The organism is Weissella kandleri, from assembly GCF_001438705.1.
Taxonomy (GTDB): domain Bacteria; phylum Bacillota; class Bacilli; order Lactobacillales; family Lactobacillaceae; genus Weissella; species Weissella kandleri.
This window is the reverse complement of the sequence record NZ_JQBP01000003.1, coordinates 254,376-277,798: the sequence shown is the minus strand read 5'-3', so window position 1 is coordinate 277,798 and position 23,423 is coordinate 254,376. Positions and strand designations below refer to the sequence as shown.

25 protein-coding genes are annotated in these 23,423 nt (G+C 40.8%); 24 read left to right on the top strand and 1 reads right to left on the bottom strand.

What is annotated here, in order from left to right; all coding sequences use genetic code 11:
- Nucleotides 1-26: 26 nt before the first annotated feature.
- The gene (locus IV73_RS06625) at nt 27-143 is read right to left on the bottom strand and encodes a DUF4044 domain-containing protein (protein WP_157049541.1); all 117 of its coding nucleotides are present in this window, start codon (nt 141-143) and stop codon (nt 27-29) included.
- A gap of 114 nt (nt 144-257) precedes the next feature.
- Here IV73_RS06625 and IV73_RS04530 point away from each other — a divergent pair, with 114 nt between their 5' ends.
- The 24 genes from IV73_RS04530 (at nt 258) to IV73_RS04415 (ending at nt 23,412) form a co-directional block, all read left to right on the top strand.
- A complete protein-coding gene (locus IV73_RS04530) occupies nt 258-608 on the top strand; it encodes a DUF3397 family protein (protein WP_057755481.1) in 351 nt (116 codons plus the stop codon).
- 25 nt (nt 609-633) lie between these two features.
- Complete coding sequence (locus IV73_RS04525) at nt 634-858, top strand: cold-shock protein (protein WP_057755478.1); 225 nt, start codon at nt 634-636, stop codon at nt 856-858.
- Nucleotides 845-1,417, top strand: a complete 573-nt coding sequence (locus tag IV73_RS04520) for an NUDIX hydrolase (RefSeq protein ID WP_083485550.1) — start codon at nt 845-847, stop codon at nt 1,415-1,417. Before IV73_RS04525 ends, IV73_RS04520 begins: the two co-directional genes overlap by 14 nt.
- A gap of 2 nt (nt 1,418-1,419) precedes the next feature.
- Nucleotides 1,420-1,731, top strand: a complete 312-nt coding sequence (locus tag IV73_RS04515; RefSeq protein WP_057755476.1) for a hypothetical protein — start codon at nt 1,420-1,422, stop codon at nt 1,729-1,731.
- Between the two features lie 28 nt (nt 1,732-1,759).
- Nucleotides 1,760-2,449 carry a 5'-methylthioadenosine/adenosylhomocysteine nucleosidase gene (locus IV73_RS04510; RefSeq protein WP_057755474.1) on the top strand — a complete coding sequence of 230 codons (690 nt, stop codon included), beginning with the start codon at nt 1,760-1,762 and terminating at the stop codon, nt 2,447-2,449.
- Between the two features lie 223 nt (nt 2,450-2,672).
- Nucleotides 2,673-3,353 carry an LSm family protein gene (locus tag IV73_RS04505; protein ID WP_057755471.1) on the top strand — a complete coding sequence of 227 codons (681 nt, stop codon included), beginning with the start codon at nt 2,673-2,675 and terminating at the stop codon, nt 3,351-3,353.
- Nucleotides 3,354-3,367: 14 nt separating this feature from the next.
- Nucleotides 3,368-4,525 (top strand): transcription termination factor NusA, encoded by a 1,158-nt coding sequence (gene nusA, locus IV73_RS04500; protein ID WP_057755467.1) that lies wholly within the window; start codon nt 3,368-3,370, stop codon nt 4,523-4,525.
- A gap of 13 nt (nt 4,526-4,538) precedes the next feature.
- Complete coding sequence (rnpM, locus tag IV73_RS04495) at nt 4,539-4,838, top strand: RNase P modulator RnpM (protein ID WP_057755464.1); 300 nt, start codon at nt 4,539-4,541, stop codon at nt 4,836-4,838.
- Nucleotides 4,828-5,151: a L7Ae/L30e/S12e/Gadd45 family ribosomal protein gene (locus IV73_RS04490; protein WP_057755462.1), complete on the top strand. Its 324-nt coding sequence runs from the start codon at nt 4,828-4,830 to the stop codon at nt 5,149-5,151. The genes rnpM and IV73_RS04490 overlap by 11 nt, the downstream gene beginning before the upstream one ends.
- On the top strand, nt 5,148-7,385 hold the full coding sequence (gene infB, locus IV73_RS04485; RefSeq protein ID WP_057755459.1) for a translation initiation factor IF-2: 2,238 nt from the start codon (nt 5,148-5,150) through the stop codon (nt 7,383-7,385). Before IV73_RS04490 ends, infB begins: the two co-directional genes overlap by 4 nt.
- A 50-nt stretch (nt 7,386-7,435) precedes the next feature.
- A complete protein-coding gene (gene rbfA, locus IV73_RS04480) occupies nt 7,436-7,798 on the top strand; it encodes a 30S ribosome-binding factor RbfA (protein WP_057755457.1) in 363 nt (120 codons plus the stop codon).
- Between the two features lie 248 nt (nt 7,799-8,046).
- Nucleotides 8,047-11,025 carry a DNA translocase FtsK gene (locus IV73_RS04475; protein WP_057755454.1) on the top strand — a complete coding sequence of 993 codons (2,979 nt, stop codon included), beginning with the start codon at nt 8,047-8,049 and terminating at the stop codon, nt 11,023-11,025.
- A 197-nt stretch (nt 11,026-11,222) separates the two neighbouring features.
- Complete coding sequence (locus IV73_RS04470) at nt 11,223-11,624, top strand: DUF948 domain-containing protein (RefSeq protein WP_057755451.1); 402 nt, start codon at nt 11,223-11,225, stop codon at nt 11,622-11,624.
- The gene (locus tag IV73_RS04465; RefSeq protein ID WP_057755449.1) at nt 11,621-12,229 is read left to right on the top strand and encodes a hypothetical protein; all 609 of its coding nucleotides are present in this window, start codon (nt 11,621-11,623) and stop codon (nt 12,227-12,229) included. The genes IV73_RS04470 and IV73_RS04465 overlap by 4 nt, the downstream gene beginning before the upstream one ends.
- Nucleotides 12,230-12,248: 19 nt before the next feature.
- On the top strand, nt 12,249-12,494 hold the full coding sequence (locus IV73_RS04460; protein WP_057755446.1) for a hypothetical protein: 246 nt from the start codon (nt 12,249-12,251) through the stop codon (nt 12,492-12,494).
- Between the two features lie 253 nt (nt 12,495-12,747).
- Nucleotides 12,748-14,604: a prolyl oligopeptidase family serine peptidase gene (locus IV73_RS04455; protein ID WP_057755443.1), complete on the top strand. Its 1,857-nt coding sequence runs from the start codon at nt 12,748-12,750 to the stop codon at nt 14,602-14,604.
- A gap of 52 nt (nt 14,605-14,656) precedes the next feature.
- Nucleotides 14,657-16,561, top strand: a complete 1,905-nt coding sequence (locus IV73_RS04450; protein WP_057755441.1) for a ribonuclease J — start codon at nt 14,657-14,659, stop codon at nt 16,559-16,561.
- Nucleotides 16,562-16,618: 57 nt separating this feature from the next.
- The gene (locus tag IV73_RS04445) at nt 16,619-17,530 is read left to right on the top strand and encodes a hypothetical protein (protein WP_057755438.1); all 912 of its coding nucleotides are present in this window, start codon (nt 16,619-16,621) and stop codon (nt 17,528-17,530) included.
- A 210-nt stretch (nt 17,531-17,740) separates the two neighbouring features.
- Nucleotides 17,741-18,928, top strand: coding sequence for an elongation factor Tu (gene tuf / locus IV73_RS04440; RefSeq protein WP_057755434.1), 1,188 nt, complete (start codon nt 17,741-17,743; stop codon nt 18,926-18,928).
- Nucleotides 18,929-19,276: 348 nt separating this feature from the next.
- Nucleotides 19,277-20,575, top strand: coding sequence for a trigger factor (gene tig, locus IV73_RS04435; protein WP_057755431.1), 1,299 nt, complete (start codon nt 19,277-19,279; stop codon nt 20,573-20,575).
- A 128-nt stretch (nt 20,576-20,703) separates the two neighbouring features.
- A complete protein-coding gene (clpX, locus tag IV73_RS04430; protein WP_057755428.1) occupies nt 20,704-21,954 on the top strand; it encodes an ATP-dependent Clp protease ATP-binding subunit ClpX in 1,251 nt (416 codons plus the stop codon).
- Nucleotides 21,955-21,968: 14 nt separating this feature from the next.
- Nucleotides 21,969-22,607, top strand: coding sequence for a ribosome biogenesis GTP-binding protein YihA/YsxC (gene yihA / locus IV73_RS04425; RefSeq protein WP_057755427.1), 639 nt, complete (start codon nt 21,969-21,971; stop codon nt 22,605-22,607).
- A gap of 38 nt (nt 22,608-22,645) precedes the next feature.
- Complete coding sequence (locus IV73_RS04420; RefSeq protein WP_057755422.1) at nt 22,646-22,876, top strand: cell division protein ZapA; 231 nt, start codon at nt 22,646-22,648, stop codon at nt 22,874-22,876.
- Complete coding sequence (locus IV73_RS04415; protein WP_057755419.1) at nt 22,873-23,412, top strand: CvpA family protein; 540 nt, start codon at nt 22,873-22,875, stop codon at nt 23,410-23,412. Before IV73_RS04420 ends, IV73_RS04415 begins: the two co-directional genes overlap by 4 nt.
- The last annotated feature ends 11 nt before the right edge of the window (nt 23,413-23,423 follow it).

The window sequence follows — 23,423 nt, the reverse complement described above, 5'->3', positions numbered from 1 at the left end:
TAATTAGCTAAACGCTTTTTCTTAATTTAATAGTAAACAACTTGTAATACAACAATAAAGGCACTAGCCAGCGAGAGGAAGAGCATCAGGTAAACGAAGCCCTGAAGAATTTTCGCCATTGTTGATTTTTCTTTCTTTTTCATGAATTGGCCTGCTTTCCTAAAAACAATTACGAGGTTCATTGTAACAAACGATTTTTAATTTGAGTAGTATAACATGCTATAATTAAATAATATTTTAAGTGGGGAGACCGAGCCATGTTTTCAATGATTGACTGGAAATTAAGTTTAGCAATTTTAGTGATTATTTGGATTGTTGTATATATTTTCCGACATAGTCATTACGCACACCGGTTACCCAGCGCGGTTAATACATTGGATTTAATGACACCGTTGATGTGGTGGCAGATTGGTTTAATTTCTTTTAAAAAATGGCAGCAATCATTTTTACCGTATGGCTGGCTCATGTTTTTATTATGGGGTATTGCTTTATTGATTTATCAAGGTTTTGTTAGGGGAACCTATACGCCATTGCGCTTTTTAAAAAAATGGTGGCGGATTATTGATTTGGCGACATGTTTAATATTAGGAATTTTTATTTTTGCGTAAATGAAAAAGATAGAAGGGTGTTAAAATGGAAAAAATCAAAGGTGAAGTTAAAACTTGGAATGATCAACAGGGCTTTGGGTACATTAGTTCGCTAGGCGAAGATGATGTTTTTGTTCATTTTTCTGCAATCCAAGCGTATGAAAAAAATCTAACGGTGGGCGAAGAGGTTCAATTAGTTGTCGTACCAGGGGTTCGTGGTCCACAAGCAGCGTTAGTAGAGAAAATGAGGCATGAAAATGAAGGAAAGTAATGATGAAGCATCCTTCAAAGAAAGTGTTGAACAAGACCAATCGCTTTATCAAGGTCATATTCTGGATTTGCATTTAGAAACGGTGCGTTTGCCCGATGGACGCAAGGCGCAACGTGAAATTATCCATCATCAACCAGCTGTTGCTGCACTAGTGCTTAATGAACAAGATCAAATGTTGATGGTGCAGCAATGGCGAGCTGCAATCCGTCAAACGACCTTAGAAATTCCGGCGGGAAAGGTGGACGATCGCGATCAAACACCGCTGGCAGCGATGGAACGTGAGCTTAATGAAGAAACGCGTTTGCAGGCCGGTAAGTTGGAACAATTTACGGCGTTCTATTCTTCGATTGGATTTGCCGATGAAAAAATTTATTTATATTTAGCGCAATATTTAACACCTGTTCAACATGAGATGGCTCAAGACAGTGATGAAAATTTGAATTTGGTTTGGTATGATTTCGCGACGGTTCAGCAGATGTTTGAAGATGGGCGCCTCAACGATGCTAAAACGAATATGGCTTATTTGTATTGGAAAAGTTTGCGGCAGAGAAAGGGATAAAAATGTTTGAAAATATTCGGACTAAATTTGCGGATTTGTTGAAAGGCTGGAATAAGAAAGCTCCCAGCGCTGAACAAGTGTCAGCCGAGTTAACTTTTGAACAACTAAAACGGCAATCGGGCGGTGATATTAATCGACCATTGACGCGGGCGGAAAATCGCTTAACGCATAAAGGTAAGTTTGATTTGGATCCCATTACCCGTAAACTGACCCCCACGGGGAAAACAGCGCGGTTAAAGTATCGATTAAATTGGGTGATTATTTGGTTGATTTTAGGAATTGTGATAACTTGGGGAATTTTATTTTTTTTGTAAAAGTTTTTGTAAAAAAGGAGATTAAAGCATGCGTTACGGAATCATTAATGCTGAACAAACTGAAATGGATGGCATTTTAGCCGCCTTACAAGATGAAAGTGTGATGACAGTCCAGGGAATGCCATTTCACGTTGGACGTTTAGGGCAGGCGGAAGTGGTAGTGGTTAAAAGTGGAATTGGGAAAGTAGCCGCGGCCGTTACGGCGACTTTATTAATTACTAAGTTTGAAGTAAATTATTTAATCAATTCTGGTTCAGCTGGGGCTTTAGGTGGTGATTTACACGTTGGGGATGTTGTGATCGCCAATGAGTTAGCCTATTTTGATGCTGATGCACGTGTCTTTGGCTATGAGTTTGGACAAGTTCCACAACAACCGGCTCGTTTTTCTACTGATGAAAGACTTTCTTTGGCATTAGCACAATCTTATGGGGACCAACAAACAAAAGTGCAACATGGAATGATTGTTTCAGGTGATACTTTTATTAATTCAATGGAACAAAAGCAAGCGATTGTGCAGGCTTTTCCACACGCTTTAGCTGGTGAAATGGAAGGAGCTGCTGTAGCACAAGTCGCGCATCAATTTGCCATACCATTTGCTGTGGTTCGGGCCATCTCTGATAACGCGAATGGGGAAGCTGGTATGTCATACGATGAATTTGTAGTTCAAGCTGGTCAGCAATCAGCAACGGTGCTCGTGAATTATTTTAAGCAGGCGTAAGTAGCTGGTTGTCGGTGCAAGCTAATGGTTAAGAGTAGGCGTTTAAGTCGATTTGGTACCTGCGGCTGAGCTTGTCATCTGAATTAAGATATGGTATATTATTAATTGTAATTAAAGCTCTTAGTTGAGTGGTCCGACTCTTGTAGTCTGGACCGCTCATTTTTTTAGGCAAATCAGCGGAGAAGCGGATTTGGTAGCTTATTGATAAAGGAGGTAACAGGTATTGGACATCATTGATCAAGTAAAGGCAACTTTGGCGCCTGCCTTGGCAGCACGTGGATTTTTGCTTTGGGATGTTGAATATGAAACGATGGATTCTGAAATGGTTCTGCGAACATTAATTGATCGTGAGGATGGTCAGATTAGCATTGATGATTTGGTAGAATTGACTGATTTAGTAGGTGAATTAGTAGATGGGATTGAACCAGATCCATTTCCAGCGTCTTATATGTTAGATGTTGCATCACCCGGTGCTGAACGTAGCTTAAAGCAAGTGAGCGATTATCAATGGGCTTTAGGTAAAAATATTGAAATTGATTTAAAGCAATCGATTGACGGTAGCTCAAAATTGATTGGGAACTTGTTGGAAACTTTAACTGACGGAATTATTGTGGAATATGCGGTGAAAGCTAAACGACAAAAATTAACCATTACCTTTGATCAGATTCGGGCTGCCAAAATGGCATTGAATCAAAATCGGGAGTTAGTTAGTGATGAAGATTTGGCATGGGCAAAAAACAAGTTAGTTCAGGTAAAAACTTACCAAAAAATTAATGGTCAAAAAGAATTTGCGGGCGAACTGGTCGACTTTGATGAGCAAAAGCTAGTGATAGTTGATGAAGCAGGTCACACTTTGGAAGTTCCACGGGATGCCATTGCGAAAGCCAAACAAGTTAGTATTTAAGATGGAGAGAAATCATGAGTAAAGAAATTGTAGCGGCATTAGATGCTTTAGAAAATGAGCGGGGGATCCAAACTGATGTTTTAGTTGACGCCATCGAAGTAGCGTTAGAAAAGGCATACGAAGAAAATTATGACAATGAGACTAACGTTGAAGTTAAATTCAACCGGCAACGCGGAAACATTAAAGTTTATCAAGTGAAGATTGTAGTTGAAGGCGACGTGATTGAAAATCATAATACCCAAATTTCTTTGCATGACGCACACCAACTGCATAAAGACTATGAAGTGGGCGATCAAATTAAGTTTGAAATTACCCCTTCAGATTTTGGACGGTTAGCAGCAGGTAAAGCTAAGCAAATTATTATTCAAAAAGTTCGCGAAGCAGAGCGTTTGAAAGTCTATAATGAATATAAAGATGATTTAGATGAAATCATTACTGGAGAAGTGGCTTATCAAGACAATCGTTACTTATATGTAACATTGCCAGGTGGCAAGGAAGCAGCTATGAAGCAAAGCGACCAAATGCCTAATGAACAATATCGGAATGGTGATTTGATTAAAGTCTTGTTAACTGAAGTTGAGCAAGAAAATAAGCGCGGACCACAAATCTTTGTTTCACGGACTGCGCCTGACTTGGTTAAGCGTCTGTTTGAAGCGGAAGTTCCGGAAGTACAAGACGGAACCGTTGAAATTAAGGCGATTGCGCGTGAAGCAGGGGACCGGTCAAAGGTCGCAGTTGTTTCATATAACGAAAACTTAGATGCGGTTGGAACCTTGATTGGTCAACGTGGTGCCCGCGTACAAACAGTAATTTCTGAATTATCAGGGGAAAACTTAGACATTATTCAATGGTCTGAAGAACCCGCCGAATTTATTGTGAATGCCTTGAAGACAACAGAAAAAGCGGAAGTTTTGGAGGTTATCTTTGATCCAAGCAATGAACGTGGGGTGACCGTCTTGGTACCTGATGATCAACTTTCACTTTTCATTGGAAAACGTGGACAAAATGCTCGTTTAGCCGCTAAGTTAACTAGTTATTCAATCGATATCAAGCCGGAATCACAGCGTGAAGAGGTTTATGCAACGATGCAAGAAAATGCGGACCAAATCAACGATGCTAATCAAGAAAACGTGACGGCGGTAGTTGATTTTGAGGACGTAACGTTAGATTAATAGGAGGTCACCAATGAAATTAAAAAAAATTCCGATGCGAAAAGACATTGTGAGTGGTGAAATGGTGCCTAAAAAAGATTTGGTCCGGGTGGTAAAAACACCAACTGGCGAAGTTCAACTAGATCCTACTAATCGCGCTAACGGTCGCGGGGCCTACATTCAAATTGATGTCGAAACGGCGAAAACAGCAAAGCAAAAACGAACTTTCGATCGCGCTTTTGGGGTGCACCTAGAAGATGCCTTCTATGATGAACTAATCGCATATGTTGATCACCAACAAGGACGACGGGAACTATTTGGGAATGAACAATAACCAACAACAATTATTAAATTTGTTAGGATTAGCAAGACGTGCAGGAAAATTAGTGACTGGTGAAGGCTTAGTTTTAGACGCAATTCGGAAAGGTAAAGTTAATTTAGTTTTCTTTGCGCAAGATGGTGGCGCTAGTACGCTTAAGAAGTTCACTAATAAGACTACGAGTTATGGTGTGCCATTTTCAACTAGTCTGACGCGTCAAGAAATTGCGAATGCCACAGGCATGGCCCGTTCTTTGGTGGCAGTGGCTGATCGCGGATTTGCTAAAAAAATGCAAATGTATTTAGAAAAAGAGGAGGAAAATCAATGACAAAGCGAATTTTTGAATTAGCGAAAGAATTGAATGTTCCATCAAAGGAATTAGTAGCTGCGGCCAAAGATGCAGGCTTCGCAGTTAAGTCACATATGTCAACGGTTGATGCTGCTCAAGAAGCACAATTGCGGAAGGCCAAGCGCACTCCTAAGGCTCAGACAGCACCAGCGCAAAATAAAGCTGAGGCAACCCCTAAGGCTAAACCAGCAACGACGGAAAACAGCAAGCAGTCTAAGAAGCAAACCGTCGTTACTAAGCCCGAGAAAGCAGAAGTGAAAAAAGTCGTGATTAACCAAACTAATAATAACCAAAATAAAAGAGATAACAATGGTGGTAACAACAACCATAATAATCGGTCTAATAACCGCAATAATAATGGTGGGAATGGAAACCGGCGTGGTGGTAAGCGCAATCGCAATAACCGTAATAACGCCAATCGCCCAGCCCCAACTGTTCGTAAAGATCAACCATTGCCAGATAAGTTAGTTTATTCAGTTGGGATGAACGTTCAAGATATTGCGAAGTTAATTCATCGTGATGCAACTGAGATTATTAAAAAGTTGTTTATGCTCGGAGTGATGGTTAACCAAAATCAATCCTTGGATGCTGACACAATTGAAATTTTGGCAGCTGATTATGGGATTGAGGCGGAGCCTAAGGTTGAAGTGGATATCGCTGATTTGGATAAATTCTTTGAAGAAGAACAAGGTAATGAAGAAGACCTCGAGCCTCGTGCACCAGTGGTAACAATCATGGGACACGTTGATCATGGTAAGACTACTTTGTTGGACTATTTACGTAATTCGCATATTACTGAAGGCGAAGCGGGCGGAATTACCCAGCATATCGGAGCATATCAAGTTAAGTTAAATGGACGCGAGATTACATTCTTGGATACGCCTGGTCACGCGGCCTTTACTGCCATGCGTGCTCGTGGAGCAGACATTACGGATATTACAATTTTGGTCGTTGCGGCTGATGATGGAGTGATGCCACAAACAATTGAGGCAATTAATCACGCTAAGGCAGCGGGAACTCCAATCATTGTTGCAGTTAACAAGATTGATAAGCCAGGAGCCAACCCAGAAAACGTCATTAATCAATTGATGCAATATGAATTGGTTCCAGAAGAGTATGGTGGTGACACAATTTTCGTTAATATTTCAGCTAAGTTTGGTCAAAATATTGATGAATTGCTCGAAATGGTTTTGCTACAATCAGATGTGTTGGACTTGCATGCTAACCCTAACCAACGCGCGGCTGGTTCCGTTATCGAAGCCCGATTGGATAAGGGACGTGGAGCAATTGCCACGGTCTTAGTTCAACAAGGAACGATGCACGTTGGTGACCCAATTGTTGTCGGAAATACGTTTGGAAAAGTGCGGACGATGACCAATGATCGTGGTCGACGAATTAAGGAAGCTAAGCCATCAACACCGGTTGAGATTACCGGATTAAACGATGTCCCAGCAGCCGGTGATCGTTTCGTGGTCTTTGAAGATGAAAAGACAGCACGGGCAGCTGGAGAAGAACGTGCTAAGCGGGCGTTGCTCCTTGACCGTAAGCGCAATAATGTGGTTTCAGTGGCTGATTTGTTCAACAAGATGGCCGAAAATGAAATGAAGTCAATTCCTGTCATTATTAAAGCCGACGTGCAAGGATCTGTTGAAGCCTTGGCTGGGTCATTTAAGAAAATTGATGTTGAAGGGGTTAAGGTTGATATTATTCACACAGCAGTAGGTGCGATTAATGAATCAGATATCACCTTAGCAGAGGCTTCAGGCGCTATTATTGTTGGATTCAATGTTCGACCAACACCGCAAGCACGTACTCAAGCTGAGTCAGATGATGTTGATATTCGTTTACATTCAGTTATTTATAATGCTATTGATGAAATTGAAGCAGCGATGAAGGGTCAATTAGAACCCGTCTTTGAAGAACAAGTAATTGGAACTGCCCAGATTTTGGAATTGTTCCGTGTTTCAAAGGTGGGAACGATTGCTGGTTCAATGATGATGAGTGGAAAAATTACTCGGGATTCTAGCGTTCGGTTAATCCGGGATGGAATCGTCATCTATGATGGTAAAATTGGTTCATTACGTCGCGGTAAGGATGACGTGAAAGAAGTTAAGAACGGTAATGACTTTGGAATGACCATTGAAAATTATAACGATGAAAAAGTCGGCGATGAAATTGAAGTTTATCAAATGTTTGAGGTTAAGCCAAAGTAAAATTTATAAGCTTAATTAAGCTGTTAAAGCAATCGGTAAAGGAGATAAACATGGCACAGCAGAATTTTCGAGTGGGACGTTTAGAACAAGAGATTCAACGGTCAGTCAATGAAATTTTATTGAAGCGTATTCGTGATCCCCGAGTGCAAGGCGTAACTATCACTGGGGTAGAAGTCACAGGCGATTTACAGCAAGCGACAGTCTACTACAGCGTGTTATCAGAACTTGCTTCTGTTAATCAAAAAGCTGCGGATGGTTTAGAAGCTGCTAAGGGGTTGATTCGAAAAGAAGTTGGTTCAACTTTGAATACGTATAAGACGCCAGAATTGATTTTCAAAAAAGATGAGTCAGTGACTTATGGGAGCAAAATTGATGATTTAATCCGGCAACTTCATGCAGATGAAAATAAATAAGCCTTAATTCAAATTGATAATGTATTTGAATTGAACCCCGTTAGTTGAAGAGATTTGACTAATGGGGTTTTTCTGTATCTAAATGTGATGCCCACGTGATCAAATGGGCGTTAAAGATGGATAAATCTTAAAGCTGTAATAAGATTTATCATGAATTATGGGGCGCTTGTTTTGAATATGCTATACTTCCAAATGTTAGTAAAATCATTTGAAAGCATAAAATGCGATTTTAATGAAAGGATGAATTCATGGCACAATATAAGAAAAAGCCAGTTAATAAGAAGAAAAATAGTAAGAAAAGAAAAAATAAAAAGCAAGCGGAATCACAGAAGCTAACGATGCATTTATCCGGAACGCTGGGCCTTTTATTAGCGATTACAGCCATTGGAAAATTTGGCATCGTGGGCGCTTTCTTGGCCAATGTTGTGCGACTTTTAGTCGGCGATACATATCAAGTTTTCTTGGCATTCAGTTTGTTGATGTTAATTGGCATGGCAGTTTACGGAAAATTCCCTACTTTAAAGAAAAATTATTATTGGGGCGTAGGATTGATCTATGGTGGCATGATTTTAATTGGATCAATCCGGTTATTTAATCACATCAATATTCATCATGCATATTTGAACTATATTATTAAATTTATTCAACAAGACATCAACAATGGATTGGTTAAAACTCCAGTAGGTGGAGGCGGACTTGGTGCGACTTTGTTAACGTTGATTTATCCGGTACTATCAAATTGGGGTGCCTGGTTGTTAGCAATTGCGGCCTTAGTTTCCGGTGTGATTATTACTTTTAATTTACCGATTAAAGCAGTGCTTACTAGTTTCTTTGGTGCGACTGAATATGCCGCAAATGTGATGGAAGATACAACACGTTTGGCGGTAGAAGCGAGTGCTAAAAAAATGAGTACGTTGAATCAGACCTACCAAGCCCAGCGTGGTAAGATTGCGGATGAGCTATTTGAACGTGACTTTGAAGTTAAGGCAGATTCCCCCAAAGATGCAGACATACAGTCAGATGCTACTGTTGATAATGGACAAGCGCAAAATGTTGCATCGGTGGAACCAGAAGCAATTGATGATGATAATCCTTTTATAGTGGGTCAGCATACCCATCAACCGTTGAATCCTGATGAGGCCATGACGAGCACTTTTGTCATGCCAGAAATTGTAGTACCAAACAGCACAAATGAGTCTGAGACAGTGCAAACCATTGTCGCACCAGGTTTTGATGGAAATGTTCGTGCAGTGGATCCATCCACGGGTGAAATTTTATCAGACGCTAATCAAGCTAGTTCGACGGCGCAGTCAACGGATACTACTGGTAATCCCTTTGGGACTTCACAATGGACGGCGGAAGATTTTGAAACCGAAATGGATTGGCCAAACGATTGGAATCAGTCGATGGAAAGTACCCCGACTGACCGCACCGAACCTCAAGCAGAATCTGAAAATCCAGAACGCGCGATCGATGAGCAGGCGGACGCAATGTTTTTGGCAAACAAAACAACTGATTCAATGAAGGATGATGTGCAAGTGAATCATTGGGCAGAAAAGCCTGATGAGATGGATTTAACAGCGAGTGCGGCGGCAAATACGTTAAAGGATGATGCGCATGGAGAAGCAATTAGTCATGTTGATTTAATTCGGGATGCTAGACAGCATCAACACTCCCAACATCAGACTCAAGCTGAATCGTATCACTCAACGCCGGAAATGACGGTGGATGTGAACGGGTTCAATCAACAAGTGCAAGATGAAAATTATCAATTGCCACCGGTAAGTCTTTTGGCTAAGACCGGTTCGGCAGATCAAAGTAAGGAACAAAGTCAATTAGCGGAAAAATCACGAGTTTTGCAACAAACTTTGGAAAGCTTTAATATTAAAGCCACCGTAGAAAAGGTGGTCTTAGGACCAACGATTACTCAGTATGAAATTAAGCCCGCGGTGGGGGTTAAGGTTTCAAAAATCACTAATTTAGCAGATGATTTGGCGATGGCCTTAGCGGCAAAGAGTCTCCGAATTGAAGCTCCGATTCCTGGTAAGTCATTAGTGGGAATTGAAGTGGCTAATGAACAACAAGCAACTGTGGGCTTCCGCAATATGTATGAAACGGTCGGGGTCAATCGTAAGAATTTGTTAGAGGTACCGATTGGAAAAAGTGTGGCTGGCGATATTGTTAAGATGGATTTGACGAAAATGCCACACCTTCTCATTGCCGGTTCGACAGGCTCTGGTAAGTCGGTTGCGATTAATACGATTTTGGCATCAATGCTTTTGCAAGCTAAACCGTCTGAAGTTCGGTTAATGTTAGTTGATCCGAAGAAAGTGGAATTGAGTATTTACAATGATGTTCCACATTTGATTACGCCTGTTGTTTCGGAACCACGAAAAGCGGCGGCGGCTTTGAAGAAGGTTGTGTCGGAAATGGATCACCGGTTTGATCAACTTTCGGAAATGGGCGTTCGCAATATTGATGGGTATAATAAAGCGATTCGCGAACATAATCAACAAAATCCTGATACGCAGCTCATGAAGATGCCGTATTTAGTGGTTATTATTGATGAATTGGCTGATTTGATGATGACTGTTTCAGGTGAAGTTGAGCCAGCGATTGTGCGGATTGCGCAGTTAGGGCGTGCGGCTGGAATTCATTTGATTGTAGCCACGCAGCGTCCATCAGTCGATGTTATTACCGGTTTGATTAAAGCCAATGTTCCTTCACGGATGGCGTTTGCGGTTGGATCAGGAACCGATTCACGGACTATTCTAGATTCTAATGGCGCGGAAAAGCTTTTGGGACGTGGTGATATGCTCTTTAAGCCCATTGGCGAAAATAACGGTGAACGAGTTCAAGGGGCGTTCATGTCTGATGATGATGTTGAAAATTTAACTAATTATATTAGGCAACAAGGATCCGCTCAATATGATGAAAGTATGGAAGTGACTGATGCTGATTTGAAGGCAATGGACAGTGATAATGGAGCTAGTGGTGATACTAGTTCAGCCTTAGATGAAATTTGGGATGACGCGCTAGACTTTGCATCAATTGAAGGTGAAGTATCAGCGTCTATGATGCAACGGCATTTTAGAATTGGCTATAATCGCGCGGCAAGGCTAGTGGATGATATGGAAGATCAAGGTATTTTGGGGACTGCAACGGGCGGGAAACGCCGCCCCGTTCTAATGAGTAAAGAGCAGTGGTATGCTAAGCAACAACATTAGTTGGTAATTTGTTTTTTAAATTAAAAAGCCGCTACGTTAGACCCCTGTCTTTTGTGTTGTTAATACATTATTTGACAAATCAACATTTAAATTAAATTAGTTTTTACAGGGCATTGAATGAGAACATGTTGTATAATTATAGACATAAATCTCCCTGAGATTAGAAAATTAATAATATATTTATAAGGAGAACGTTAATGACAGCAGGAGATATTTCATTTCTAATTATTGCACTGGCTATTTTGGGGTTAGTCTTATTTATTGGTTATTTCTTATTGCGCCTAAGTGCGACTTTAACTTCGGTGACACAAGACGTCAAATTAATTGCTAACGATGTGGACGATTTGTTAATCAATACCAACGTTTTACTTAAAGATGTAAATGGTAAAATGGTGACAGTTGATCCAGTTTTCCAAGCTGCTGGCGATTTAGGTGCTAGTGTCTCAGAACTGAACACATCAGCACATGAAGTTAAGGATAAATTTGGGTCAAAAAAGAATAAGACTAGTTCGATGATGGCTAAGGCTGCAGGGATGGCCTTTGGAATGCAAAAGAGTCGACGGAAGCAGAAGAAGAACAAACCGGAGGTGAAAGCATGAAACGACAAGTAAAAGGATTGATTTTTGGCGGAATGTTACTAGGGTTTGGGGCAATTGCGGCTTACTATAAGTCTTTAACGCCTATGCAAAAAGAGGCCCTTCAAGATCGAGCTTTAGATGATTTAGCGAAGGGTAAGACCAAGGTAGATAGTTTGCGGATGCAAGCAACTACTAAATTTAACCAACAAGTTGAAAAATTAACTGATGCCGAAACTGATGTCGCCTGGCGTGACTGGGTTGCTCAGTTGCAAATGAAGGTAATTGACTTGACGGATCAAGCTAATGAACAGTATCAACAAGTACGTGAGATGGTTCAAGCTGAAGCGGATGATCATCTTTCAGCGCAAAGCAAAGAGACGCTAGCAGAAATGCAAAACCGTTATCAGGAGCTAAAGGTGCAAGCTCAAAAAATGTTTACCGAAGCCCGGAAGAGTCTAAAACAGCAAGAAGAGCCGTTGCAGAATTTGGCCAATGAGACTTTGAATCAAACTGAAGATGATTTTGAAATTGTTTTAGATGCACAACAAGATGATGTTAAAGAAGCATTAGGCATGAACGATGTTGAAGTCTTACAACCAGAAAGTTCAAAATCAGATAATAAATAGCTACATGGGGGCTTAAAGTATGGTTAAAATCATTAGTTTGACGATCCTTGTTTTAGCATTAATCTTATTGATTGGTTTTGTCTGGCGATTTATTATGGCCGTGCAACCAGAAGTAAAAAAGTTAATGGCGATGAGTGATATTTTAGCCCGTGAAGAAGTGCCTGTTAAGGAACAAGTGGATCGATTAACACGGCAATTAACGGAAAAACAGGCCATTATGGAGCGTTTTCGTGAGCAGACGTCAGATGATAATATGACCGATTAATATGGTTTATATTGGGTGCAAAATGAATGATTGATAGAGATCGGAATTGGTGTTCCGGTCTTTTTTAAGCGATAAAATTGAAATAGTTTAAAGTTTTGGTGCTGATATGTAAAATCACACATATTTCGTAATATAATTAAAGACAATTAAACTCAGCTATTTGTCGTTAAGGCAGATAGGTAATCGAGACCCACAAACTTCAGATGAGTCTGCCCCGTTGATGATTGGATGAAATTTAAATTAAGAGGTAAAAATGATGATGCAAAGCAACACAATCAATGAATTTGATCAATTAGATTTAAAGCAGCCTCAAATTGTAAACGATAAAATTTATATTTTAAAACAAAGTGAAATTGGCGAAAATGATTATGATTTAGTTCAAGTAGTGGATGGGAAAATGCAGGTTTTGCGCCATGCAATTGATCAAATATCAAGTAATCAGGATAATTTGTATTATTTAAAACAAGGTCGCATTTTTCAACTCAAGGAAAATGAAGAAGACCTTGAATTAGGGCTCGGGCCGAGCCGGATTAAGGAAATACATGCCATTCCTGACAGTGATGCGGTTTTTTATCTGACAGAAGATGTTAGTCAATGGCGTTTGAATCCGTTAGAAATGACTCAGGGTTTGCAGATGAGCGTCACGGGTGTCACAGAGATACCCCTACAACGGACCCAAAATGTCGAGAATCGTTTATATTTTGCCCATGTTAATGGTGAGCAACGATATATTAAAAAATTTGAATTACCTGTACGAATTGCTGATGTTTTAAATGCAAAAAAATTACTATTGATTGATACCCAACTGACGCCAACGGGTGAAAGTGGACATGAACGTTTAATTGAGTTAGAGGTCCAACCAGATTTAACAAAAGTCTTTTCTAAGCGGTCATGGTGGCAAATTTCAGAAGCACAGTATGGTCCAAAAGGTGAGAAAATTTTGATTGTAGCTGCGGATGAACAAGATGGTGGTGGAGAACGTGCTCAATTATATTTATTTGACCGTGCTAATCAGCGTACGACTCTGCAATATAAAGAAGAGACTTTAGATGTTAAAAATCATGAACAAAATCATCATTTGCAGTGGATGGATGCTGAACATTATCTCTTTGTGACGGATTACCATGGGCACAGTCGCCTGTACTTGGCGGATTTAAGTGGAAAAAAAGAGTGTATCTCAGATCAACGCGAAATTTTAACCTCTTTGCTGGTCCAAGAACATCAAATTTTAGGTTTGCAGATGGCAACTGATCAACCAGTTCAGTTAATTGATTTAGCGCAACGGAAAACTTTGGTTCCAGCAGAGCATTCCACGCAATTAACTGCGGCTGAAAAATTTGTTTTTCGGGATGGCATTGGTGAATTTATTGACGGGTGGTTCTTGCCTAACGCGCAACGAAAGGCAACGGGGACGATTGTTTGGTTGGGCACAGATTTAAAATATGGGGTCGGTGAAAGTTATCAAAGTCGGCTACAATGGCTATCCCACCAAGGCTTTAATGTCGTGTGGATTCATCAACCCGGTATGAGCGGTTATAGTGTGGAATATGCTCAGGCACACGTTTGGCAAGATGCTGACCAAATGCAAACGACAGTGATGACAGGAATTTATGCGGCGCAAAAGCAACATGCTGAATTAGTAGATGGAAAATTGTATGTAATTGGAAATCAAGCGGGGGCTACGTTAGCTGCGCAATTGCTGGCTGACCATTCTCAGAACTTTACGGCGGGGATTTTATGCGATCCGATTGTAGATTGGACAGCATGGTATGCTGAGCGCCAGCTGGACGTTTTACAAAATGCAATGTCTAATGTAAGTTTGCGTGATCAAGAACAAGCGCAACTAGCACAGGCCTCATTAGTGCAACAAAAACAGTACCCACATGTTCCCGTCTTGTTGATGGCCATGCAACCAGCTCTGAGTCAACGACTTCCCTTGGCGGCCTATGCGCAACAAGCCTTAGTGGATCGTCAACCTGAATTTAAATATGTGGATTGGACCAAAGCACAAGGGACTAAGCAGCAGATTCAACAAGCCCAATGCAAAGTTATGATTGATTGGTTATTTTGGTATGGTACACTTAATGTATTAACAAATAGGTTAGGGTAAGGTCCACTTACGGACGGAACTCTTTGAATTCAGAAAATGGAATATATAAAATATGAGTACAGATTTAACGATTATGCCATTTGGCGGTATGCGCGAAAATGGGAAGAACATGTATGCAGTCACAGTTGGTGAAGATATTTTTATCTTAGATGCTGGGTTGCAGTATCCAGAAAATGATTTATTAGGGGTGGATGTGGTCATCCCTGATTTTAAATACTTAGTCGAGCGTGCAGATCAAATTGCCGGAATCTTTTTGACACATGGGCATGCTGATGCTATTGGAGCTTTGCCGTATCTACTGTCAGAAATTAATGTGCCAATTTTTGGTTCAGAATTGACGATTGAGCTCGCTAAGTTGGCGATTGAAAATAATCCGCAAACGAAAACGTTCACTGATTATCATGTCGTAACGGGCAGTCAAGAAATTGACTTTGGTGATGTAAAAGTATCATTCTTTGAAACGACGCACACGATTCCAGAATCATTGGGGATTGTGATTGAAACACCTGCGGGTCAAGTTGTTTATACGGGTGATTTTAAGTTTGATACGACAGCAGCGTCAACTTATCAAATGGATTTGTTGCGTTTAGCAGAGATTGGTCGAAAAGGGGTTAAGGCCCTGTTGATTGATGCAGCTGGGACAGGTACTCCTGGTCAACTATCACATGAATCAGAAATTGAGCAATATATTTATGAAAATTTCCGACACCATAGTGGGCGGATTGTGGTTGCAGCGGTGGCTTCTAATATTCAGCGGATTCAACAAGTTGTGCAAGCAGCTTATCGGACTCATCGGAAGATTGTTTTGTCAGGTAATGATATTGAAAAGTCAGTGCGAACAGCGTTGCGCTTGGGCAAGCTAGAATTGCCAGCTCCAGAGAAGGAATTGTTTGTCTCGTTGAAAAACTTAAAAACTGTGGCACCTGAAGCAACGGTGATTTTAGAAACCGGTAAAATGGGTGAACCCTTGCGACATTTGCAACGCATGGCGCACGGGGATGATCGTAATATTAAAATTACTGACGGTGATTTAGTTTTCATTACAACGACTCCTTCAACTGCGATGGAAGGGTTTGTAGCGCAGACGCGCGACATGCTTTTCCGGGCTGGGGCGGATGTTAAGCAAATTTCATCCGATATGAATTCGTCAGGACATGCATCAAAAAATGATTTCCAGATGATGTTGAATTTGTTGAAACCTGAAAATGTTTTACCAGTTCAAGGCGAATATCGGATGTTGAATGCCGGCTATCAAGCCACCTTAGAATTGGGGATTTCGAAAGATCATGCCTTTATTTTGAAAAATGGTGACCGTTTAGTCTTTGATAATCAACCGGCGCCGCATTTGGCTGGATCAATTCAAGTTGATGCGACGATGATTGATGGATCAGGAATCGGTGATATTGGTTCAATCGTGTTGAATGATCGGCGGATTTTATCTGAAGATGGGGTCTTTATTGCGGTGATTACCATTGATCGGAAGAAAAAGAAGGTCATTGCGCATGCGAAAGTCGATTCAAGGGGCTTTGTTTACGTGAAAACTTCCCGCGATTTGTTGAAGGAAGCAACTGAATTAGTTGAAACGACGGTTGCTGAAGGAATTAAGAATACCAAAGAATTTGATTGGGGTAAGCTGAAGGGCTCAGTTCGGGATGCGCTAGGTAAGTTCTTGTATGAAAAAACCCATCGGAAACCGGTAATTTTGCCAGTGATCATGGAGGCTAATCAAAACGGACGGCGCCGACGGACGGCGAATAAAAAGGCTGGGGATGGTAAAAATAAAAAGGTTAATCAACCAGCTAATAAAGCCAAAAAGAGTGCACCTAATCAAGTTAAAAATAATGCTAAAGTCAAAGCGTCCGTCAAAAAAGATGACGCTAAGCCAACCAAGCCCCGTAATAATCGGAGGAAACCTGCCTCTAAATCAGTCGATTCTGCTAAGCCGGAATCTAAATAAATGCACCACTAGTTAGACGAGTGGATACTTTGATGCGATAGAGGAGGGGACTGACACATGAATGACGAGGAGTATCAACAAGCCATTCAGGCGGGACAGTTAGCTTATCAAAATGAAGAATGGCAAGTGGCGATTGACACTTTGGTGCCAGCCTTTGCGCAAAATCCGACCATTCAGATTCAAAAAATTTTAGGCGTGAGCTTTGCGCAATTAGAAAATTTTGTGGATGCTTGGTCCTATTTGCAATATGCGCCCCAAGCGTACCAAGAGAGTTTAGAGCAGGCGCAATTTTATCTTACAGTTGCTTTAAAAAATACGTATTTTCTAGCTGCGCGTGAATTCGCATTAGCAACTGCTTGGAATGCCACTTTAGTCGCACAGATTGTGACAGCGGAGCAAGCTTTTAGAAATTCTGAGGTGGAACGTCTAAATACGCAGGCCCGGCGTTTCTATCATTTAAGTAATTATAGTTTGGGTGAGCAAAATAAAATTTTGCAACAAGCTGAACATCTACCATTACATGAATATGTAGCCAGCGCACAGTTTTTGTTAATTGATCCGTTCCTTTCAGCTATGACAAGAAACACGATTTTAAATCGTCTTCGGGAGTTAGTTGTGCATAAGGAACTAGCCTTTCATTGGCTAGATGGACGCCAGTTGCAGGTGCGGCCTGACACGTTACCAGCAGTTGAGGCAATGCCGATTTATCAGACTTTAACACAGGGATTAAACCAACTTGAAAATAGGCAAGATCCGCTTGTATCACAGATTTTGCAAGAACAATTACGGTTAGAAATGCTTTTAACCTATCCGTTTAGTCCTTTGACTACGGTTGACAGTGAAAGCTGGTTTGACAATGAGTTAGCTGTGCTGCATCAATCTACGGGTAGGTCGGAATCACCAGCACAAAGTGAGTATCATGAACTGTTACGGACAGAGGTTCGGACTTTATTTAATGCGTTAAATTGAAGTAAAACACGAAAATCATCTTTTTGCTGGAAAAAATATTTACAAAATTAAAATCGTCTTATATAATGAGTACAGCTTCCCTAGGGGAGAAATCAATTAAATTATTTTCGATTGTTGTTTATCCAGTTGTACTTTTAGTGTATAATGGGTTTAACAACTTTTAAGTTGTAAACATGTTTTTCGACTTACGAAAATTAGGAGGATAAGCTTTTGGCTAAGGAACATTACGAGCGCACTAAGCCGCACGTTAACATTGGAACTATTGGTCACGTCGACCACGGTAAGACTACTTTGACTGCCGCTATCTCAAAGGTATTGGCTGACAAGGGATTGGCACAACTACAAGACTTTGCTGCCATTGACGCTGCTCCCGAAGAGCGCGAACGTGGAATCACGATCAACACTGCTCACATCGAGTATGAGACTGAGAATCGTCACTACGCGCACATCGACGCCCCAGGTCACGCGGACTACGTTAAGAACATGATCACTGGAGCCGCTCAAATGGACGGTGCGATCTTGGTTATCGCCGCTACTGACGGACCAATGCCACAAACTCGTGAGCACATCTTGTTGGCTCACCAAGTTGGTGTTGAATACTTGATCGTCTTCTTGAATAAGACAGACTTGGTTGACGACGAAGAGTTGGTTGACTTGGTTGAAATGGAAGCACGTGAATTGCTTTCAGAGTACGATTTCCCTGGTGATGATGTACCATTCATCCGTGGATCTGCTTTGAAGGCTTTGGAAGGTGATCCAGAACAAGTTAAGGTCATCGAAGAATTGATGGATACAGTTGATTCATACATCCCAACGCCAGAACGTGATACTGACAAGCCATTCTTGATGCCTGTCGAAGATGTATTCACAATCACTGGACGTGGAACAGTTGCTTCAGGTCGTGTTGACCGTGGAACTGTTGTCTTGAATGATGAAGTTGAAATCATCGGTTTGAAGGAAGACGTTCGCAAGACTGTTGTTACTGGTATCGAAATGTTCCGTAAGACTATGGAACAAGGACAAGCCGGAGATAACATCGGAGCTTTGCTACGTGGTGTTGATCGTTCAGAAATCGAACGTGGACAAGTCTTGGCAAAGCCAGGATCAATCAAGACCCACACTAAGTTCTTGGCCGAAGTCTACGTTTTGACCAAAGAAGAAGGTGGACGTCACACTCCATTCTTCACTAACTACCGTCCACAATTCTACTTCCACACAACTGACGTTACTGGGGTTGTTCAATTGCCAGAAGGTGTAGAAATGGTTATGCCTGGTGATCACGTTACATTCGATATCGAATTGATCGCACCAGTTGCCATTGAAGAAGGTTTGAAGTTTACTGTTCGTGAAGGTGGACGTACTGTCGGTGCCGGAACTGTTTCACAAATCGAAGACTAATTTTATTAATCATCGAGCTTTAAATCTAAAAAAGACTGACCATAATATGGTCAGTCTTTTTTGTTTTTCAAGCCCAATGACATGACAAACAATATTGGATTGCTCAGTAATGGCCGCCAGAGAAATCAATTAGCTGTCTATTGTGGGATTTTAGATGTTTAAAGTCAGTTTCAAGCAAGCTGTTTAGGACGAAATACTGGTAATTTTTAATTTGGACAAATTTAACCAGAAAAAAGTCGATGTTTACTTTGCCAAAGCGCGTAAAGTACGTTAAAATAGTGAAAGTATATTAATAAGAAATAAGGCAGTTTAATTTTTAGAGTTAAACTGACGTGGAGGAAGAAAATAATGGTTGCAAATAATGCCGAATTTACTCGTGGTGAAGGAAACAAGGGAACTTTGAAGTTTGAGATTCCTGTTGAAGATCAAGGAGCTGCCATTGATGCGGCCTTTAACCGGGTTAAAGATTCATTGAACGTTCCTGGCTTCCGTAAGGGTAAAATGCCAAAGCAAATGTTTATTGCGCGCTTTGGAGAAGAAGCTTTGTATGAAGATGCAGTTAACTTTGCTTTGCAAGCTGCTTATCCAAGTGCTGTAATGGCAGCGGAGATTGCACCAGTTAACCAACCACAAATTGCGGTTGAGTCATTGGAAAAGGGACAACCTTGGGTGCTTACAGCTGAAGTTGAAATTGCACCTGAAATTGAATTGGGTGATTACAAAGGCTTAGAAGTAGCCAAGCAAGATGTTGAAGTTTCAGATGCTGATGTTGATGATGAAATTGAAAACATGCGTCAACAACAAGCTGAATTGGTATTGGCCGAAGATCACGCTGCGGAAAACGGCGATACTGTAATCATTGATTTTGATGGTTCAGTTGATGGCGAAGCCTTCGATGGCGGAAAGGCTGACAACTTCAGTCTTGAATTAGGTTCAGGTCAATTTATTCCTGGCTTTGAAGACCAATTGGTAGGACACAAGGCGGAAGAGACTGTTAAAGTTAACGTAACGTTCCCTGAAGATTACCAAGCTGAAGATTTGGCTGGTAAAGATGCTGTCTTTGAAACAACAATCCATGAAGTTAAGGTGAAGGAAGTTCCAGCCTTGGATGACGAATTCGCTAAGGATGTTGACGAAGATGTTTCAAGTTTAGAAGAACTTAAAGCTAAGACCAAGGATCGTTTAGTTGAAGCTAAAAAGAACGCAGCCGCTGAAGCTAAGGAAGACGAAGCTATCAACAAGGCTGTTGAGAATGCTAAGGTTGTCGGCGATGAAATCCCAGCAGCAATGTTGGAAGAAGACATTCACCGGCAAATCAACTCATTCTACGCTTCAATGCAAAACCAAGGAATCTCACCTGAGATGTACAGTCAAATCACTGGACAAACTGAAGAAGATATCCATAATCAATATGCTCAAGATGCTGAAAACCGGGTTAAGACGAATTTGGTCCTTGAAGCAGTTGTTAAGGCTGAAGATATTAAGCCCGATCAAGCTGCAATTGATGCTGAAGTTAAGTCATTAGCTGAAATGTATGCGATGGATGAGGCAGAAATTCGTAAGGCTTTGTCAGATGACATGTTGGCACACGATATTGCAATTAAGCAAGCTGTTAATACAATTGTTGATTCAGCTGTGGAAGCCTAAAGTTCAGCTGATTTAAATGAAAAACGAGACTACGCTGGTGCTGGTCTCGTTTTTGTCTATTGTATGTCATCTTAAAAGCTGGATAAGATGATAATAGTTAATTTAATGATGAAAAAGGAGATTAACGTATGATTGATACAACTGATAACACAACTGGAGGGGCAGCATATTGTTCTTTTTGTGGTAAGTCAGCGAGCGAAGTAAAAAAATTAGTCGCTGGTCCAGGGGTTTTTATCTGTAATGAGTGTGTGGAATTAGCACAACAAATCATTAATGAAGATTTGCAAGCTGATGCAATCGAACAAAAAGTTAATTTGATGACCCCCGCTGAAATCGTTGAGAATTTAAATACGTATGTTGTCGGACAAGATGACGCTAAGCGGACCTTAGCCGTGGCGGTTTATAATCATTACAAGCGAGTGAACACCTTGTTAGATAAGGATCATGATGGTGATTCAGAGGTCGAGTTACAAAAGTCAAATATTGCGATGGTGGGGCCTACTGGTTCTGGAAAAACATACATTGCGCAATCATTGGCGAAAATGTTGAATGTGCCCTTTGCGATTGCCGATGCAACAACGCTGACTGAGGCTGGTTATGTGGGTGAAGACGTTGAGAACATCTTGTTGAAGTTACTTCAAGCTGCTGACTATGATGTTGAACGTGCCGAAATGGGAATTATCTACATTGACGAAATTGACAAAATTGCCAAGAAGTCGGAAAATGTTTCCATTACACGAGACGTTTCTGGTGAAGGAGTTCAACAAGCCCTTTTGAAGATGATCGAAGGAACGATTGCTAATGTGCCACCTCAAGGGGGACGGAAGCATCCGAACCAAGAATTCATTCAAGTTGATACGACTAACATCCTATTCATTGTGGGTGGAGCTTTTGCTGGAATTGAAAATATCGTTAAAGAACGGGTTGGGGGTAAGACAATTGGCTTTGGAACGGATAGCGCTAAAGCATTGCAGAATTCTGACCAGACCTTTATGCAACAAACTGTGCCTGAAGATTTAATGACCTTTGGTTTAATTCCAGAATTCATTGGGCGTTTGCCAATCTTAACGGTATTGGATGAATTGACAGCCGATGATTTGGTGCAAATCTTGACCAAGCCTAAAAATGCTTTGGTTAAGCAATATCAAGCTTTACTCGCTTTAGATGGAGTGAAATTAACGTTTGAACCTGGTGCGTTGAAAGCCATGGCTAATTTAGCGATTGAGCGAGAAACTGGAGCACGCGGATTGCGCTCTATTATTGAAGAAGTCATGCGCGATGTCATGTTTGATATTCCAAGTCGCAATGATGTGGCGGAAGTTGTGATTTCACAAGAGAATGTCGAAAAAAATACGACACCAAAAGTTATTTTAAAGTAACTAAGGAGAAAACAATGGAAGTTCATAATGTTGAGATGGTGATGTCAGCGGTTCAAGCAAGTCAATATCCAGATGATAATTTACCTGAAATTGCCTTGGTTGGCCGTTCAAATGTTGGAAAGTCATCCCTAACGAATACGTTAATTAATCGTAAGGCTTTTGCACGGACATCTTCACAGCCTGGAAAAACACAAACTCTTAATTTTTATAAAGTTGAAAATCAAGTCTTTTTTGTGGACGTACCTGGCTATGGTTATGCGAAGGTTTCAAAAAGTGCCCGTGCCAAGTTCCAAGTGATGATTGGTGAATATTTGGAAAAACGGATTCCGTTACGCGGTGTCATCCAGTTAGTCGATGCCAGGCATGCGCCTTCAAAAGAAGACATTGAGATGTATCAATGGCTCACGTCTGATGATATGGGTGGGTTACCTGTCTTGGTGGTGGCTACTAAAGCGGATAAAATTGCGCGAGGTAAATATAATCATGCGGAAAGTACGATTAAAAAAGACCTTCAATTTAATTCAGAAGTATCAGATTTTGAAATGTTTTCATCAGAAACTAAATATGGTAAAGATTTGGTTTGGGAATGGATTGAAGCCCGGATGTTGGACGGGACCGCTGCAGCTGAAGAATTAGAGCTAGCCGACGAATAGGTGCACCGCAATTCCAGATGAAAGTGGAGGAAAGTTTAATGGCCGCAATGCAGCGATTTCAAGGAAAAATCCTAGGAAAAACGTATACGTTGACCACAAATGAAAACCAAGCGCATATGGAAGCAGTTTTTAATTTGGCCAATCAACAATTAAATGATTTAAAAAAACAAAATCCTAAGTTAAGTGCCAGTGACGCTTTAGTGTTAGTGGCGATTAACGCGTTATCAGATCAAATTAATATGAAAAAGACAGCTGAGGAGCATGTATGATTATTTCAATTCTAATCTTATTTGCGTTGCTAACGGCGTGTATGCATGGTTATCATGAAGGCTTTGTCCGGGTGTTAATTCGTTCAGTCGGTCGCGTGTTAGTCTGGGTCCTCGCGGTGCTCTTGGCACATAATATTGGGGATGTCATTGCGAATTTGATTAATAATCAATTAACTTCAACATGGTCATCGCCAGTGAGTGCACCTTTGTTAAATCAATCGAACCGCTTTTTGTATTCGGGAATTGGTTTTTCTATTGTGACAATGATTGGGTTTGCCATTTTACGGCAAATTCAACGGAGCATGCGAATTTTAAATAAAATTCCTGTTTTAGGATTTTTTAATCGGGTTCTGGGGGCCTTGTTAAATACCATTATTATGTATATCGGAATTTTCTTTTTGTTATATATTTTAGGGGCATTTGATTGGACATGGATGCATGAACAAATTACGTATTCACCTGTGGCCCAATTTGTGATGCAAGAAACGCCGATCTTATCCAGTCAAATTTATCAATGGTTTATTGTCAATTTTTAACGACGTAAGAC